At 58.9% G+C, this 16107-nt stretch carries 9 protein-coding genes; 6 read left to right on the top strand and 3 right to left on the bottom strand.

From position 1 onward, the window contains the following. Positions 1–11 precede the first annotated feature (11 nt). The 3 genes from AC56LV_RS06240 to AC56LV_RS06230 all read left to right on the top strand — a co-directional run bounded on the left by AC56LV_RS06240 (position 12) and on the right by AC56LV_RS06230 (position 5916). Complete coding sequence (locus AC56LV_RS06240; RefSeq protein WP_499556516.1) at positions 12–1586, top strand: methyl-accepting chemotaxis protein; 1575 nt, start codon at positions 12–14, stop codon at positions 1584–1586. A gap of 316 nt (positions 1587–1902) precedes the next feature. Then, positions 1903–3444, top strand: a complete 1542-nt coding sequence (gene garD, locus AC56LV_RS06235) for a galactarate dehydratase (RefSeq protein ID WP_499556515.1) — start codon at positions 1903–1905, stop codon at positions 3442–3444. 3 nt (positions 3445–3447) lie between these two features. Next, a complete protein-coding gene (locus tag AC56LV_RS06230) occupies positions 3448–5916 on the top strand; it encodes a family 43 glycosylhydrolase (RefSeq protein ID WP_499556514.1) in 2469 nt (822 codons plus the stop codon). A 350-nt stretch (positions 5917–6266) separates the two neighbouring features. Here AC56LV_RS06230 and AC56LV_RS06225 read toward each other — a convergent pair whose 3' ends face one another. Then, positions 6267–6500, bottom strand: coding sequence for a hypothetical protein (locus AC56LV_RS06225; protein WP_499556513.1), 234 nt, complete (start codon positions 6498–6500; stop codon positions 6267–6269). A gap of 1243 nt (positions 6501–7743) precedes the next feature. On the opposite strand from AC56LV_RS06225, the gene AC56LV_RS06220 reads away from it, so the two are divergent. The 3 genes from AC56LV_RS06220 to AC56LV_RS06210 all read left to right on the top strand — a co-directional run bounded on the left by AC56LV_RS06220 (position 7744) and on the right by AC56LV_RS06210 (position 11939). After that, entirely contained in the window at positions 7744–8844 is a 1101-nt protein-coding gene (locus AC56LV_RS06220; protein WP_499556512.1) for an AAA family ATPase, read from the top strand. Beyond that, on the top strand, positions 8841–9530 hold the full coding sequence (locus AC56LV_RS06215; RefSeq protein WP_499556511.1) for an HNH endonuclease family protein: 690 nt from the start codon (positions 8841–8843) through the stop codon (positions 9528–9530). The genes AC56LV_RS06220 and AC56LV_RS06215 overlap by 4 nt, the downstream gene beginning before the upstream one ends. A 510-nt stretch (positions 9531–10040) precedes the next feature. After that, positions 10041–11939 (top strand): matrixin family metalloprotease, encoded by a 1899-nt coding sequence (locus AC56LV_RS06210; RefSeq protein ID WP_499556510.1) that lies wholly within the window; start codon positions 10041–10043, stop codon positions 11937–11939. A 326-nt stretch (positions 11940–12265) separates the two neighbouring features. Here the strand turns inward: AC56LV_RS06210 and AC56LV_RS06205 are convergent, their stop codons facing one another. Both AC56LV_RS06205 and AC56LV_RS06200 read right to left on the bottom strand, forming a co-directional pair. Then, positions 12266–15076: a TonB-dependent receptor plug domain-containing protein gene (locus AC56LV_RS06205; RefSeq protein ID WP_499556509.1), complete on the bottom strand. Its 2811-nt coding sequence runs from the start codon at positions 15074–15076 to the stop codon at positions 12266–12268. Positions 15077–15385: 309 nt separating this feature from the next. Further along, positions 15386–16084 (bottom strand): FadR/GntR family transcriptional regulator, encoded by a 699-nt coding sequence (locus tag AC56LV_RS06200; protein WP_183552730.1) that lies wholly within the window; start codon positions 16082–16084, stop codon positions 15386–15388. Positions 16085–16107 lie beyond the last annotated feature (23 nt).

The raw sequence follows: 16107 nt of genomic DNA, 5'->3' as shown, positions 1-16107 counted from the left end.
GAGCAGGCAGCATGAGTATCAAACGCAGGATCTGGGCACTGCCGATCATCTCGGCCATCATTTTTACCCTCGGGGTTGCCGTCAGTGCCGGCATCGCCAACAAGGCGCTCACGTCGATCCACACGACTGAAAGCGTGGATTACCCGGCGCTCGACATCAGCAAGGAACTGGCGGGCGACATCGAGTCGGTCACCAACGGACTGCGCGACGCCGTCAGCGAAGGCGACAAGGCGCGCCTGACGCAGGTTGGCGAACAGGCCAACAAGGTGCGGGCCAAGCTGGCCAGCTTCCGCAAGATCGACGGGATGGGGCCAACGGGCGAGCGCCTCAGCAAAGAATTCGAACAGTATTACGCACCAGCCGTTTCGGCGGCCAGGATCATGCTCGAGATGGAGCAGGGTGATCCGCAGGCGGTCGTGACGCGCATGCAGTCGACGCTCGCGACACTCAATACCGACGTCGCCAAGGTCAATGAACAAGCGCAGCAGCAATTCAAGACCGGCATCACGCGCAGCGAAACCAGCGTGACGAATGTTCTGACGGTCACCATCCTCACCGGCCTGATCGTGATTGCCGTGCTGATCGCGGTGTCCTGGTTCATGGTGCGCACGATCTGGCAGCAACTGGGCGGTGAACCCGAATATGCGCGCGATATCGCCCGCATGGTCGCCGACGGCAACCTGTCGATGGCCATCCGCATCGAGCCGGGCGACAACAGCAGCCTGCTGGCTGCGCTGTCCGACATGCGCGATCGCCTGGCCAATATGGTCGCCGGCATCAAGACGTCGGCCGATACGATCGCATCAGCCAGTGGCGATATCGCCAGCGGCAACGCCGACCTGGCCAGCCGCACCGAGTTGCAGGCCGGTCGTCTGGAAAACACGACGCGTGCGATGGAAGCCTTGACCGACACCGTGCGTACCAATGCCGCCAACGCCAACCAGGCGAAAGACCTGGCGGTCTCGGCCAGCGACATCGCCACGCGCGGTGGCGAGGTGGTGGGCAATGTGGTGTTGACGATGAGCGCCATTAATACGTCGGCTACCAAGATCGTCGAGATCATTTCGGTGATCGATGGCATCGCGTTCCAGACCAATATCCTGGCGCTGAACGCGGCCGTCGAGGCGGCGCGTGCAGGCGAGCAGGGCCGCGGCTTTGCCGTCGTGGCGTCCGAAGTGCGCAACCTGGCCCAGCGCAGCGCCACCGCCGCCAAGGAAATCAAGGAACTGATTGGCGACTCGGTCTCCAAGGTCGACGCCGGCAGCGCGCTGGTGGACCAGGCCGGTACCACGATGGAACAGATCGTGGCCGCGGTGCGCCGCGTGCAGACGATCATGGGCGATATCAGCGACGCCGGTCAGCGCCAGAGCGAAGGCATCGAGCAGATCGGCCTGGCAATCAGCGACATGGACCAGATGACGCAGCAGAACTCGGCCCTGGTCGAGGAAGCGTCGGCAGCGGCCACATCGCTGACGGACCAGACCGCGCAACTGTCGGAAGCATTGGCGGTGTTCAAGCTGGACACGTCCACGCCAATATCGATCAGCGGCGGCCGCCCGGCTCCGTTAACGCTGGCGCATCACTGACGCTGACAACGCTGGAGACGCTGCCGCTTGCAGCGTCTCTTGCACCTGATTCGTCGCCAGGCGAATACAGTCCCGGTCGTAGCAACAGACCACACCCCCATCAATTTGCATGAGTCCCGGCCGGCTTGCACGATCGCGGCACAGGTCGCCCGGGCACTCGTCGCCGCTCACCCCTTGATTCCTTTATTGTGCCGTTTTGGTCAGGCCATTCTTATTTGGTCCGGCCAAAATAGAGATGTGGACTAGCCGCATTGGAGCGTTTTATGGCATACTAAAAACGATCCTCCCAACTTCAGCCGACAGGCAGACACGAAACATGAACCACGACGTTCCGCGCACGATCCGCATGCAGCCAGGCGACAATGTTGCCATCGTCGTCAACGATGGTGGCCTGGCCGCCGGCAGCGTGCTGCCCGACGGGCTGGTGCTGCTCGAAGGCGTTCCCCAGGGCCACAAGGTCGCGCTGAGCGACCTGGTCGACGGCGAGCCGGTGATCCGCTATGGCGTGACGATCGGCTACGCGAGCGGTCCGATCGCTCGCGGCAGCTGGGTCTCCGAGCGCATACTGCGCATGCCGGCGGCGCGCTCGCTCGACGACCTGCCGGTAGGCACCCACGCCGTCGCTGCCGGCCCGCTGCTCGATGGGTACACGTTCGAGGGCTACCGTAACAAGGATGGCTCGGTCGGCACCCGCAACCTGCTGGCCATCACCAGTACCGTGCAGTGCGTCTCGGGCGTGATCGAGTACGCCGTGCGGCGCATCCGGGACGAACTGCTGCCGCGCTACCCGAACGTCGAAGACGTGGTCTCGCTCGAGCACGTGTATGGCTGCGGGGTGGCGATCGACGCGCCCGGCGCGGATATTCCGATCCGGACCATCCGCAACCTGTCGAAGAACCCGAATTTCGGCGACAGCGTGATGGTGGTGAGCCTGGGCTGCGAAAAGTTGCCACCGGCGCGCCTGTTCCCCGCCGGCTCGATCCCGATCGGCAATGGCGCGCCGTCCGTGGTCACGCTGCAGGACCAGCAGCATGTGGGCTTCATGTCGATGATCGACGCGCTGATGGTCACCGCCGAACGGCACTTGCAGGAACTGAACGCACGCCGTCGCGAAACCTGTCCCGCGTCCGACCTGGTGGTGGGCGTCCAGTGCGGCGGCAGCGATGCGTTTTCGGGCGTGACGGCCAATCCGGCCGTGGGCTACGCCACCGATCTGCTGGTGCGCGCCGGCGGCACCGTGATGTTTTCCGAAGTGACCGAGGTGCGTGACGGCATCGACCAACTGACCGCACGCGCCGCGACGCCGGAAGTAGCGGCGGCGATGGTGCGCGAGATGCAGTGGTACGACGATTACCTGGTGCGCGGCAGTGTCGATCGCAGCGCCAACACCACCCCCGGCAACAAGAAGGGCGGTTTGTCGAACATCGTCGAAAAGGCGATGGGCTCGATCGTCAAGTCAGGCAGCACGGCGATTACCGGTGTGCTCTCGCCGGGCGACAAGCTGACGCAGAAGGGCCTGATCTACGCAGCAACCCCGGCCAGCGACTTCATCTGCGGCACGCTGCAAATGGCCGCCGGGATGAACGTCCACATCTTCACCACCGGGCGCGGCACCCCGTACGGCCTGGCCGCGGTCCCGGTCATCAAGGTTGCCACCCGCACCGAGCTGGCGCGCCGCTGGCATGACCTGATGGACCTGGACGCCGGCACGATCGCCAGCGGCGAAGCGAGCATCGAGGACGTCGGCTGGCAATTGTTCCGGCTGATCCTGGACGTGGCGAGCGGCCGCAAGACCTGGGCCGAGCACTGGAAGCTGCATAACTCGCTGGCGCTGTTCAACCCCGCACCCGTGACCTGACCCATGGCCGCGGCTGCAAAGGGCGCAGCGTGCAAACGCATCGTGCTGGCCTGCCTTGCGCTGAACACGCTCGCGGTCATGGTGCCGGCAGCGGCGCAGGCACGCTACGACGCCCAAACCACCTATAACAAGCTGGTACGCGACTACCCGTTCATCCGCATCGCCAGCGCCGACGCGCCGGCGCCGGTGCAGGTGCGCAAGGACATCGTGTACGCGAAACGGGGCGCACTGACCCTGGCACTGGATCTGTACCTGCCGGCAGCGGGCGACGCCCCGGCGCCGCTGGTGGTACTGGTGCATGGCGGTGGCTGGGCCAGCGGCGAGCGTTCGAACATGGCGCCGCTGGCAGCGCGCCTGGCTGCGCGCGGTTACGCGGCGGCCACCGTCAGCTACCGGCTGTCGGGCCAGGCGCGCTATCCGGCAGCGATCGATGACGTGAAGGACGCGCTGGACTGGCTGCGGGCGCAGGCGCCCGGACTTGGCCTGGACCCGGCGCGCGTCGCCATCGCGGGCGGGTCGGCCGGCGGCCAGATCGCCGCGCTGGTGGGCATGACCCGGCCGGACGCGGTGCGCGCCGTGATCAATATCGATGGCCTGTCCGATTTCACATCCGAACTGGCGCTGCGCTTTGAAGACGACCCGGCCAAGCGCCCGTCGGCAGCAGGCGCCTGGTTCGGCGGGCGCTATGCCGAGCAGCCCACACTCTGGCGCGACGCGTCGCCGCTGACTCATGCCGGCAAGGACAGCCCGCCGGTGCAATTCATCGTCGGCGCCGCGCCGCGCTTTTCGAGCGGACGCGAAGCGCTGGCGGCCACGCTGGCCAGCCACGGCATCCCGACCGATACCGTGGCGCTGGACGGGGCGCCGCATTCCTTCTGGCTGTTCGATCCCTGGCTGGCGCCGACCGTCGATGCGATGGACCGCTTCCTGGGCAAGACGCTCGGACCAGTGCCCGCACGCGCGCCGTGGTCGCCGGATCTCGGCAACGGCCGCTACCGCAATCCGATCCTGCATGCCGATTATTCCGACCCCGATGCAATCCGCGTCGGCGAGCGCTACTACATGGTGTCATCGAGCTTTGCCAACGCACCGGGCCTGCCGCTGCTCGCGTCAAGCGACATGGTGAACTGGGAGCTGGTCGGTCACGCGCTGCCACAACTCACTCCACCGGCTGCGTTCGCTGCACCCCAGCCCGGCAAGGGCGTGTGGGCGCCCAGCCTGCGCCACCACGACGGGCGCTTCTGGATTTTTTATCCCGATCCGGATCACGGCATCTATGTCACCACGGCAACCGAGTTTGCCGGCCCGTGGAGCGCGCCCCACCTGCTGTTGCCGGGCAAGGGCATCATCGACCCGGCCCCGCTGTGGGATGACGATGGCCAGGCCTGGCTGATCCACGCGTGGGCCAAGAGCCGCGCAGGCATCAACAACGTGCTCACGCTGCGCCGCATGGCGCCTGACGGGCGTAGTCTGCTGGACGAAGGCCGGGTGATCGTCGATGGCAACCGCCTGCCGGGCTACCGGACCCTGGAAGGGCCCAAGCTGTACAAGCGCAATGGCTGGTATTACGTGTTCGCGCCGGCCGGCGGGGTCGAGCATGGCTGGCAATCGGTGTTTCGTTCGCGTCGTATTGAGGGGCCCTACGAAGACCGGATCGTCATGGCGCAGGGCGCAACGGGCATTAACGGCCCGCACCAGGGCGCCTGGGTCACGACGCCGCAGGGCGGGGACTGGTTCTTTCACTTTCAGGACCTGCGCGCTTATGGCCGCGTGGTGCATCTGCAGCCGCTGCGCTGGAACGATGACTGGCCGCTGATCGGTGAACCGTCCGCCACGCCGGGCGTGGGCCAGCCGGTCATCGAGTATGCCAAGCCGGTGCCGGGCGTGTTTGCCCGCCGCGAGCCGGCGACAAGCGATGAATTCGATGGGGCGGTACTGGGCCGCCAGTGGCAATGGGCGGCCAACCTGCAACCCGGCTGGTACGCGCTCAATGCCCGTCCCGGCACTTTGCGCCTGTTCGCGCAGCCAGCGGCGCCGCTGCGCACGCTGGCGTCGGTGCTGACGCAAAAATTCCCGGCGCCGGCCTTTGGCGTGACGGCCAGTGTGGAACTGCGTGCGGGGCGCGACGGCGATCAGATTGGGCTTGGCGTTCTGGGACTGACAAGCCAGTGGTTCGGGGTGCGCCGGGTTGACGGCAAACCACGCATGGTGATGGCGCGCTGCGAGGGGGCGGGCGAGTGCATCGACACGCTGGGGCCGGCGCTGGCCGGCTACAAGGTGCTGCTGCGCGCGCACGTGACGCATGGCGCGCGCGTGGCGTTCTCGTATAGCCAGGATGGAACTGTGTTCACGCCGCTGGGCGAGCCGTTCGATGCTGCGATGGGGCGCTGGGTCGGCGCGCAGGTCGGCCTTTTTGCGACTGGCGCGCCGGGCGCTTGGGCGGACATCGACTACGTGAGCGTTACACCTTGAGGGGTGTGCAACAGTCGGCCTTCAACCCGCTGCGTTCATGTGACTGTAAAAGTCAGCCTTCGTAAGTGAGAATGTACGTTATGTGCGTTACCCAGACTCGATTCGGTTCCTGCACGTTAAATTAGCACTGTAGATGGTTTGGCGCCACCAGCGAGTGGGCCCTGTCGCGTTTGTATCTCTGATTGGCGTAGCCGGTTTGCGAGCGAATTCCGGCCGACCTCATGAGACGATGGAAACGATTGTTACCACAATTTTAATCGAGCCCGCGCAGATCGCCGCCAACCTCGCGGCAGCCGTAAACTAGCGCTTTCGAGCCACTACTCCTTAATGGGAACCATAAGGCGCTTGTCTTACATAGCGCGCTTGCTTTTGGGGTTTCGGCGCTTGGCATAGAAGCCGCTTAGGTGCATCTCGAGCACTTTTCGTAGCTGGCGCACCGGGAATTGTTCCTGTAACTGGGCAATTAATGTGTATCTTGCTGGGACGAGTTGGCAGAGTACGCCGCTGTCCTTTTTCAAGATGTCACGCTTTTCCTTGACGCGCTTGTGCTCGACTTTTTGGCGCCGCGTCGTCGGACTGGGCATTGACAATCTTGCACTCTGCCTCTGGTGCGCCATAGCGCTTCGTCCAGGCATACAGACTGCTGATGCTTGTCCTAAGCCGTGCCGCTACTTCGCTCGCCAGGTGACCGCGCTTGGCCACCTGCTGCTGCAATCTTGAATTCTTATGTGTACCGCTTTCCACCCATACCTTTTCCTCGTGCCAATATCATGGCTCAGGAGTTTCTACGATAGTCGTGGCGATTCAGTTACGTCCTACTAGTAGGCAGCCCAGCAAGAGCAATGTCGATGGCGACGGGTCGTGGAGTAAACGCTTAGCTGGCTCCGCCGATTTCATCGAATATGTGTCCCCGTGAGCGCCGAGACGACATTCATCAAGCCTTCCTTTCATTAGCCTATGCTCTCATCTGTTGAGCGTAGGTCGAGAGATTTTGTTAGGCGTTCCAAAGCATCCATTAAGTGGACTTTGCCATCGAACAAGGCAAGCAAGGTTCCGAGGGATGGATCCTCATGTATTGCCAGTCGAGGGAGTGCGGCGGGAACGGTAGCATCCGAAGCTTGTACGGCAGGCCCAGTTCATCGAGCGTCCATGAAGGCTGAGTGGGTCGGTTTGATATTCCCAGACATCCTAAAGTAGCGTGGCACCCGTTTTAGATGGGCGAGTTCGCTAGCAGTTTCACTTGGACGGACTACTTTATACGGCTTGGGCCATAAGTGGTCGCTGTTAGGCTATAGGCAGGCGCCGATGGCTTCGCTCTTGCGACAGTTGCTATCGCAGGTACGTAAAACATGATGCCGATCTTTTTATCGAGATCACAATGCGAACTGTTTCATCTTTACAAATACTTGAATGTACCTGACAATTGTGGAGCTGCACCGATACATATCGCAACACGGCCAGACACTTCTAAGGACAGAAAAGAAATTTTATTTGGGAAATATTTTAGTAATAAGTACGATATTTTACTAGCATCGAGGTTCATGCTAATTAGATAGATCAGCGACAGTGAAAGCTGGGGAGCGGGCTACGTTCAGGAGAGGCACAAAGCGATTGCCAACCTCGCGCTCTCTGATTGGTCTTACTTCGATAGCTTCGAAAAGCTACCAGATTTAACTCTAATTAGTCCCTCACTCGCTCCTGCGGTACAGGGCCGAATCATTACGAATTCCTCCATTTGAAAGGTTCATAATAAGAGTTTATCTCGTTTGGCTGTAGCGATTGATGTGGTCAAAAAGGCCATAATTACATTAAGTGAGCTGATATTAAATGACATCTACTGAAGTGAAGCGGGTTGAGCCGGTTCGAGGCAAGTTCCACGTAATCACTGGAGCAAACGGGACAGGAAAGACCCGATATCTATCTAGTCTTTCCTCGAAAATCTTGTCGGAACTCGATAGGGGAGTAGGAGAGTATTCAAGAATGCTCTGTCTGTCCGGAACTGTTTATGACAAATTTCCTAGGGTAAAAATCGAGGAACGCGTAAATGACAGATACATATATCTCGGAAACAAAACGAACAACAATATGTTTTCAGAGATTTCACCTTTTCGAAATTTGTCGACCCATCTGCTTTCCGATAGGGCGGATAATCATAAGCGTTCGGCTCTAGCACAACGAATCCTTAGGACTATTGGCTTCGAAAACACTCTGAAGCTAAAGTTTCGTCGCGCTAGAAATACAATGGATGCCTCGTTAGCACCTGCTGGATTGGAACTGAAAATTTCGTTGGGAGATAACCATCGTATCGGCGACGTCGAAAACCTGCGAAGAGAGCAGATCGAAGATGCGAAGATTCACTTAAGCGGTATTGTGGTTACAAAGGGGGGTACTCCTTATGAATTAGAGGAGCTAAGTTCAGGTGAGCGACTGTACCTATTAGTAGTGCTTGGAATTTGTTTTTGTACAGAAGATAACTCGTTAATTCTTTTTGATGAGCCTGAAAATTCTCTTCATCCAAAATGGCAGACAAAGTTAATTCAAGATATTAATTTCGTTGTGCGGGAAGTGTCCGATAATTCCACTGTTGTTATAGCCACACATTCACCGTTAATAGTCTCAAGCGCTCCGAATATTGATTCCTTTATAAGAAATCTTCCGACGCAGGATTGTTGGCTAGATTTTGAGTTCTTTGGCCGCAATAGTGATGCAATTCTGGAATCGCAATTCGGTTTGTTGTCGCCGCGCTCATTGACGGTGATGAATAGCGTGCAAAATTGTCTTGGCGCACTAACTACGGTTCAGTCTGATCCGCAGACTTTTCTAAACGCTGTTAGCGTATTGGGCAGTTTGGAAATTAACTTCGAGGCAGAAGATCCGCTTTATACAACTGTCAAAGAGATCTTTGCGATTCGAAGGGCTATGCAATGACTCTAGGGCCGGCATCGCTAAAACCGTTACATCGGCTGATCTTAAAGCGAGGCATCAAAAAGCAAGATCGAATTTTGTTCTTGGACGGAAAATTGCAATGGAAGGACAAAAACTTCAAAATCGTACGTGATAATATTCGTGTGTCGCTTCGGACGCAACAAAATGAGCGTTGTGTTTTTTGTCGCCGGATTGTCTTGATTGAGCGAAAAAATAGTGCTGAGGATATTGAGCATTTTTTAGACAAATCAAAACCGCATTATAGAAAGTGGGCGTTTTCGCCGGTGAATCTAGCTATTGCATGTAGTCCGTGCAATTTAGTGAAGTCTATCAGAGATATGGGTGATGCGAACGTTGTCGGAGCGATAGCGTACACATCAGGAATGGGGCAGTTTCAATGGCTTCACCCGTACTTTGATGATTACCACAAAAATATTGAGGTTAAACGAGGATGGATCTACGAGGTAAGATCAAGTGCACCAAATCCTGTCGGTGCAAAAAATTTAATTCAAGATCTTCAACTAGACAAAATTGAAACTATTGAAGCACGAGCTACTAAAATTAGGAATCATATATATCGGCTAACTGTTCTCACTGGAAAAATGGCATCAAGGGGGAATATCGGCATGGTGATCAAACTTATTGCAATTTCTAGAAAATTTCAAGATGATACCTGGGCGGATTATTAATTTGAAAAGCTGAATTCGCCTTAGGGCCAAAGGTGGCATGGTGCGAATGAGAACAGTGCTGGTGTTCGGCTTATGGATATGAATGATCCCTACATCTGCTCGGTGAACTGGCGCAGTCGACGCTCATATATGAAAGATGCGTCAGGTGATCGGAAAAGCCAAGCGATGCTCGTCGGCTTACTGAAGAGCGTTAAAAATTGCTCTCACAAGGTCTGCCGAAATAGTTAAGTGATGCCGGAAACTTGCGTCCTGCAAAACATTCGTTGTACCCGTGATGCCTAAGGTGCGAATGTCGATGCAGTCGAGAAAACTTTCTCTGAAAAAGATGTTCCTGGCGGATGAGAGAGGGCGGGCGCTGAAAAAAGTGATTTATGAACGCAGTCATTTCGATGTCGCAATGTGTTTCTTTTAGTACAAAAAAACGATCTCCTAGGACAACAGCTCGCAAAAATTTACTACTGTTTCGAGGATGTCGGAGTAGTATTTACGCATCACTTATCGGAGGGCGAGATGACCACGGCAATCTCTAATCGAATCCCCTGCAAGGTAGGGCTAACCTATGGGAACGAAGGTATCGATGTCACCGTCTTGCAAAGTTTTCTGCAACGATTCGGATATCTTCGTATCTCCGGAATGCGAGAGGAGTTCATATCCGCTCGCTTCCTAGCAAAGGCTCCACTATGTGAGGTGGGCAAATTTGATGATGCGACTAAGGTTGCGTTGTCCCGCTACCAAGAGTACGGCGGTCTGCCCGTCACGGGTGTTCTAGATAACGCCACGATCAACGATATGGGGAGGCCACGGTGCGGGTTCCCGGATTTGTCATCATCAGCGCGTGCAGAATATGTTCTTCAAGGGAATCGCTGGAGAAAGACTAACTTGACCTTCGGCTTTTCTGAGTTTTCGCCAGACCTAGATCCAAGCCAAGCACGCAGCGGCGTGACAGCAGCGCTCTCACTATGGTCCAATGTAACGTCGCTTACATTTTCTGAGGTTCCGATAAGCTCAAATCCCGATTTTGTTATACGTTTCGTAGAAGGTGATCATGGCGATGGCTCTCCATTCGATCAAGTAGGAAACGTGTTGGCACACGCATTCTATCCCCCGCCTAACGGCGGGTCCTTGGCTGGAGATGCCCACTTCGATGAAGCAGAGTTGTGGACGATAAGCCTTCCTCCTCCAAGAAACGCGACCGACTTCGTAACAGTAGCAGCACATGAGTTCGGTCACTCGCTTGGTCTTGCTCACTCCCTCATTCCTCAAGCGCTGATGTTTCGTTCGTACTCAGGACCTCATCGTTACCTCCACCAAGACGATATCAATGGAATTAGAGCGATCTACCCTTGGGGATGGGGCCATGTATATAGACAAGATGATCCTGGAAGTGGGATAGGAGGATTCGATCTTGGTTCTCCGGCAGATCAGTTCTTTGCGTTTGATTTCGAGAAATCTGGGAAGTTGGATCACCTAATTTTTTACCGTCCTGGCTCAGGAGCGATTTTTATCCTGAAAAACACTGGCGGCACTTTCATTCCCGTGTTTTCACAAATAGACCCAGGAAATGGAATTGGCGGCTTCGATCTCCGTTCTCCATTGGATCGGGCATTTGCTTTTGACTATACCGGAAGTGGAAAAGTTGACCACCTGGTCTTCTACAGACCAGGAAGCGGGGCTATCTTCGTCTTACAAAATTCAGGCGGCGTATTCACGTCCGTTTATCAACAGATTGATCCGGGCAGTGGAATTGGAGGCTTCGACCTGGGATCGCCCTTTGATCACGGCTTTGCGTTCGACTATGATGGGACCGGGAAATTAGACCACCTAGTATTTTATCGCCCAGGCAGTGGCGCGATCTTCATAATTAAAAACTCTGCCGGTGTGTTCACGCCGGTGTATTCGCAGATCGATCCCGGAGCAGGAATTGGGGGCTTTGATCTTGGTTCGCCACACGACCGCGCCTTTGCGTTTGACTATATGAGTACGGGAAGGCTGGATCATTTAGTAATGTACCGGCCAGGTCGGGGCGCGATCTTTGTCCTGCGAAATATAGGTGGAGTGTTTTCTCCGGTCTACCAACAGGCCGATCCAGGCAATGGCATTGGCGGCTATGACCTTGGATCACGCATGGACAAGGGCTTCGCTTTCGACTATGAAGGGAGCGGGAAAATGGACCATCTCGTATTCTATCGGCCCGGCAGTGGTGCGATCTTGATCATAAAGAACAGCGCGGGCACTTTCACTCCGGTTTATAGCCAAATTGATCCTGGCTCTGGGATCGGTGACTACGACCTTAGGTCGTGGGCGGACCTCGGAAGCGCACTCGATTTCACGAGTAGCGGGTCCCAAAATCATTTACTCTTCTACCGACCTGGAAAGGGAGCAATTTTTATTTTGCGGCGGGAGGAGTGATACTTCATGAGTTCCCAGATTCACATCTATGCAATGAAATCTAACGTAGGGGAGGTGACTAAACGGTAGTGGAAAGCAACTGGTTAAGCCTCGGCCTGCCCTTATCCGGCCCGCAAGAAACCAGGACGCAATCATGGCCGTTGAATCAAGACGTACGGCATGGACCAGAGTACTAGGCGTATTTGCGGTCGGACGGCCGCTTGGGACGGCTGGAAGGGCGTTTCGAAAGTAAAAGCTTCCTACCAACGATGCAGTGTGTCGCCTCCGCCAGCACGCGTACACCCGCCGTTCCCGCACAAGCCGGAAACAGCGGACGTCACTGACCATCAAAACGTGTAATCAGCCCGCACCGTAAACGCCCGACCAATCGGCTTGGCGATGTTCTGGGCGAACACCACACGCGAGGACAGGCGCTGGTTCGACAGCGGTGGATCGGTGTCGAACAGGTTGTTTACGCCAGCGCCGATCTTGAGCTGCTTCGACACTTTGTACGTCGTCGACAGGTTATACACCCGGTACGGCTCGATCACGTTGTAGAACGGCTGCCCCGGCTGCTGGGTCGGCAGCGCATTGGTATCTTCGTAGCTCGAGCTGTACTGCTGCGTGAGCTGGGCGAAGAACGGACCGTACTGCCAGTTCACGCGTGCCTGGTGCTTCCACTTGAAGATGTAGGTATTGGCCGAGGTCGAGCCGGTCGAGAGCGCGCCGATGCGCCCGACGCTGTCGACCCAGGGGCTGGCGGCATCGTTCTGGCCTTCGTAGCGGTCTGTGTAGGTGCCGTCCATCGAGAAGCCGAAGCGTCCCCAGCGCGCCGTCGGCAGCATGTAGTTCAGGCTCAGGTCGATGCCCTGGGTCTTGAGCCCGCCCATGTTCAGGCGCGTCTTGGTGATGTACTGCAGCGTGCCGTCCGGATTGCGCACGAACAGGTCCTGATAACGGTCCAGGTTATCGAAGATCGAGTCTTCGTTGATCTGGGCGATCGTGCGCTTCATGTCGATCTTCCAGAAGTCGATCGTGGCAACGAAGTTCTTGACCGGTTCGATCACGAAGCCGACCGTGTAGGTCTTCGATTTCTCCGGTTCCAGGTCCGGGTTGGCGCCGACGAGCGTGGTCAGGCGCGTGTTGCAGACGCGCTCGGCGTCCAGGCCCAGGCCGGCAAAGCGCGGGTCGGTGGTCAGGGTACCGGAACCGGCCACGTTCGGGGTCGGGCCAGGGCACAGCAGCGGATCGTCCCAGCTCGACGTCGATGGGGTCAACGTACGCGGTACGCCGTACAGCTCCGGCAGGGTCGGCGCGCGGAAGCCCGTGCTGACCGTGCCGCGCACCATCAGTGCCTTGATCGGCTGGTAGCGGAAGCTGGCCTTCGGGTTGAAGGTCGAGCCGAAGTCGCTGAAGTGGTCACCGCGCACGGCGAAGTTCAGGTTCAGGTCCTTCGTCACGGGGGCGTCGAGTTCGGCATACAGACCGGCCACGCGGCGCTGGCCGCTCGGGTTGTTGCCGGGAGAGCCGCTGACGCGCCAGACCACCTCGTTGCCGATCATCGGCACGTTCTCGGCATACGTTTCACGATGCCAGTCGCCGCCGATGGCAATCCCGAGGTCGCCGCCGGGCAGGGCCATCAGCGTGCGGCTCAGGTTGAAGTCGGCGCCGTAGTAGCGTACGTCGGCCTGGCGAAACAGCTGGCCGTCGGCCGAGATGTCCTCGAGGTAGGCGCGGCCCGCTTCATCCTGCGCGCCGAACGGGTTGAGGATGCCGTTGGCCACGCCGGCATATACGGCCGGGGTGCGCACGAAGTTTTCCTTGAAGCCGGAGTCGCGGTGGCTATAGCCGTACGAGCCGCCGACGCGGTAGTCCCAGCCCTTGAACTCGCCTTCGTCGGCAATTACCAGGCGGTGGTTGGTCTGCACGTCATGCAGCTTGGCCGCGCCCAGTTCATCCAGGCTCCAGGTCAGGGCCAGGTCTTCGCCGTTCAGGCCGGCCACGGCCGGCACGCCGCCGCGACCGCCCGGGTAATACGGGCTGGCCCTGGTGATCATCAGGGGCCGGCGCGACGCGGTGAGGCGGTCGTAGTCGGTGTTGTTGCCGAACGGCTGGGGCGGGCTGATCGCGTCGATGTACGAACGCGACAGATTCAGCTCCACGGTCAGCATCTTGCCGTCGCCGTGCGCCAGGCTGCCCCTGGTAAACAAGGTCACTTGCTGGTTTTCCGGCAGCAATTCCGGGTAGATGCCCGGGTCGGTGATGCAGGTACGTGCGCCATTGGCTGCGGTACGTGTGGATGGCACCGTGGTCTGGGCCAGGCCCGGAGCCACGCAACCGGCGGCGAAGTACGGGTTGCCGGTGATGTTGGCCGGGCGCCCGTTGCGGTAGATGGTGAAGTTGGCGGGCGACGCCGAGCCGCCCGAGGTGTTGGCCGTGAACGGCGTGCCGCCCAGCGACGCGAGTTTATCGGCGTCCCAGATCTGTGGCCGGTCGCGCTGCAGCAGCGAGCTGCGGCGCTGGGCGCTGAACGCGGTGTAGACGTTCCAGCCATCGGTCGCGATATCGCCCTTGCCGGCGAGGATCGTCACGCGCTTCTGTTCGCCGCCGCCGGACTGCTCCGGCTGCACCGTGCTGGCGTGGATCGTCACCTCCTGCACCGTGCGCTTGGTGATGAAGTTGACGACGCCGGCGATCGCGTCGGTGCCGTACAGGGCCGATGCGCCATCGCGCAACACTTCGACGCGCTCGATGGCGGCCATCGGGATGACATCGACGTTGACCGAGCTCGCGCCCAGCGCTTCATTGGCCAGGCGGCGGCCGTTGAGCAGCACCAGCGTGCGGTTGGTGTTCAGGCCGCGCATATTGATCATGGTGCCGCCGCCACCACCGCCAACCGGTTCATTGGTGGCGGCGACGGTCAGGGCCACAGCCACTTCCGACATCGTGGTCAGGCCCTGGTTGACCAGTTCCTCGGCCTTGTAGGTGGTCAGGGGCAGGGCGTTTTCGGTCGCCAGGCGCTTGATGGATGAGCCCGTCACTTCGACGCGCTGAGGCTGCGCTTCCTGCGCTGCCGCGCCGTTGGCGAGGGTCATGGCGGCGAATGCGACGGCCGAGAGCAGAAAGCCCGGGAATGGGGTTGTACGGTTGATCTTCACTAAGTGTCTCCTGCCTGTCATCGTGAGAGTGCGTCCGGATGTGTCTCGGGATCGCGTGCATGTCGGGCGGTTCGTGATTTCTGTGAATCGTGCGCAACCGGCGACTGGTATGTTCAATTTTACTTTGGTAAGACCACTTTAGGCAATCTGGACGTGCCGAAATATGTTCTGGTCTATACAGATGTTGTCTTATTGATGTCGGATGACGCAGAAGGCGGCAGGGCGCAGGGGCGGGGAAGGGCAGGCGTCGGGCAGCGCTGGCCCGTGAAGCGGGCGCTGGTGCGCGGCCCGCTGTCGTGACGAGGCTGGTCAGCCGCGCGAGAAGGTGCGCGTGACGCGGTCGAGGTGGGCGCGCATCGCCTGGCGTGCGCCGGCGACATCGTGCGATGCGATGGCGGCGAAGATATTGCGGTGGTCGATCAATGTTTGCTGGCGCAGTTCTTCGGTCTGGAAGTGCTCCTTGAGCTTGTGCCACAGCGAGCCGCGCTGGCTCCACAGGTATTCGATCACGCCGACCATGGCGCTGTTGCCAGTGGCGCGCGCGATGGCCAGGTGAAAATTGCGGTCGGCCATTTCATTGGCGCTGCGGTCCTCGTGGTGCTGTTCCATCTCTTCGACAGCGAGCAGGATGGCGTCGATGGCCGAATCATTGGCGTGCTTCGCCGCCAGCGCGGCGACTTCGACCTCGATCATGCGGCGCGCAGCCAGCACTTCGAACGGGCCTGGCCCGGCCGTCGGCACTACCGCCTGCGGCGCTGCCTGTTCGCTGACATACACACCGGAGCCGCCACGCACCTCGACCTTGCCGCCCAGTTCGAGCGCGATCAGGCCTTCGCGCAGCGACGTGCGGCTGACCCCGAGCTTGGCCGCCAGCTCGCGCTCGGCCGGCAGGCGCTCGCCACCGCGGATGTTCTCGGCACGGATCAGTTCTTCGATCCTGGCCGCCACGACCCGGTACAGCCGCGGCTCGGTGGTGCCTGGTTCATTCGGCGCTGGAGTAATCTTCATCGGTCGGTTCGTCCTGGATAATT

The sequence above is a fragment of the Telluria sp. RB2R28 genome (assembly GCF_059685835.1).
Note: the sequence above shows the minus strand (reverse complement) of the source record. Positions and strands in the feature narration are given on the sequence as shown.